Raw genomic sequence first — 2,010 nt, forward strand, 5'->3', positions numbered from 1 at the left:
TATGACAAATTACAATCAGGTACTTAATCAAATTCATTCTCTTAGTCTCTCTGACCAACTACGATTACTAGATGAATTAAAAGTCTTAGTTAATCAAGCGATAGAAGTAGAAGGAGATGAAGAAACCATTCCAATCACAGAAATTGTTCAAAGTCAAGAAGCTTGGAAAAATTATCTATCAGGTAACGATAAAGGAATTTCATCTAAAGATTTAAAGCGTAAGTTATTAGGAGATAATTTTGATTGACTATATTCTCTTAAAACAAGCTGAACGCTATTTAATGCGAATGCAAACCGATGATAAAATTCGGATAATTAATGCGTTAGATACCTTAATTTCTAATCCTTCGACGCTGGATATTAAATCCTTAAAAGGTCGTCCTGAATTTCGTTTGCGTGTGGGTAAGTATCGGATATTATTTAGGAAAGATCAAGAAAAGGAAGTTTATATTATCACTGCAATTGGTTCTCGTGGAGATGTTTATAAGTAAATGCGATCGCGTACTCCCGAGCATTCTGTAGGGTGGGCATTGCCGGTTTACTTACCCAAATCCTGCCCAAATTCATCTGAGCAATGCCCACCAACGTGCGCTACCCATGGCCGGTTTCTGAACCAATGCCCACCCTAGGATTCTCTCGGCAATACCTAGCAAAAAGCAACGGCGAGTCCCATTGAGGAATAGGCTCGCCGTTGGTGGATATGGGTTAGAAGTGGAGTATTGAGGGTTGAGTTGCCAGGAGAAGGTAACGGAGCGATCGCCCCGTTACCTTTCTACCCTACGGCAAAGGTTTTCCTTCCTTAATTACCAATAATTATCATTCTCTTTGTAGAATGTTTTATTTTTTGGAAGTCCGATACTTTTTAGCTACCAAAATCTACTTTGCAGATTAAAGCCCACTAATGCAAGCTGCTCTCGCAGCCAGGGGGTATCTCCCAAGGCCAAGATCGGTTTTGTTCCGCTCAAGGCGCATAAATCTGTGTTTAATAGAAAACGCAACCACTATCATGGTTTGCTTTGGTTTTCGGCTTCAATTCAAGTTACAGAATGTTTTCAATGACACTAGATTAATAATCAAAGTCTAACATATTTTTGTAGATACTGCAAGATATTTGTAGAAAATCGTCAACAGTGGCTAGCCTCATGGGTTTACATAAGCTTGCTGTGATGGTACTATAGTTCATTTGTTCTGCAACGCAAGACCTGCTCCCCCCAGTTCCTAATTTTTAGTTGGAACAAGTTTATTATTACAGGGTAAGCGCATATAATTTTGTATAAAAACATACAGATTAATTTCTGAATATATGTTTATGTGCCAGTTTGAGCATTCTGTAGGGTGGGCATTGCCGGTTTACTTACCCAAATCCTGCCCAAATTTATCTGAGCAATGCCCACCAACCAGGGTACCCATGGCCGGTTTCTGAACCAATGCCCACTACGATTATTCTGGATTGGTGGGCATTGCCCATGTATAGCAGAAGTCAGAAGTTAGAAGTCAGAAGTCAGAAGTAAAACTCTTGCGCTTACTTAGGTTTGAGACTTTTGTCATGTCCGCGCCTGCCCTGGCGACTGCTATAATTGCTCGGCGTTCAATCATGATTTTGATCAGCAATGCCCACCCTACGATTCATTTGCACCATTGTGATTAATCGTCAGTGGGCAGTGGATTGGTGGGCATTGCCCATGTAATTGCTCGGCGTTCAATCATGATCTTTATCAGCAATGCCCACCCTACTTGGTCTATTCCCTATTCCCTATTCCCTACAAAAATCATGAGCCTTATTGTTAATCTTATCAAGAATATCAGTTACCTCAGCTGGAGGATTAGGCATCCGATAAATTTCCCGTAATGCATCTGACCAAAGTTGTTTGTTGATGAAATAGTTAATTCGTTCCAGAGCAATCTGATCAGCACTCGCATCTTGAGCTTTCAGCTTACTTTCTAATGCAGTTAAGTCAGCGGTGACTTGATTACGCTTTTCGTCATTCATTAAACGAAAACTTTTCTTAG

The 2,010-nt window shown here is 40.3% G+C and carries 2 protein-coding genes and 1 pseudogene; 2 read left to right on the top strand and 1 reads right to left on the bottom strand.

Translation table 11 applies throughout. The features are described 5' to 3' along the window. Positions 1-247, top strand: a 247-nt coding sequence (locus tag F6K49_RS44100; RefSeq protein WP_293108207.1) for a hypothetical protein, incomplete at its 5' end; no start/stop codon positions are given. After that, the gene (locus F6K49_RS44105) at positions 240-491 is read left to right on the top strand and encodes a type II toxin-antitoxin system RelE/ParE family toxin (protein ID WP_293073348.1); all 252 of its coding nucleotides are present in this window, start codon (positions 240-242) and stop codon (positions 489-491) included. The genes F6K49_RS44100 and F6K49_RS44105, both read left to right, overlap by 8 nt. Positions 492-1,753: 1,262 nt before the next feature. Here F6K49_RS44105 and F6K49_RS44110 read toward each other — a convergent pair. Further along, positions 1,754-2,010 (bottom strand): annotated as a pseudogene (locus F6K49_RS44110) (hypothetical protein); the annotation flags it as partial.

This window comes from Moorena sp. SIO3I6, from assembly GCF_010672095.1.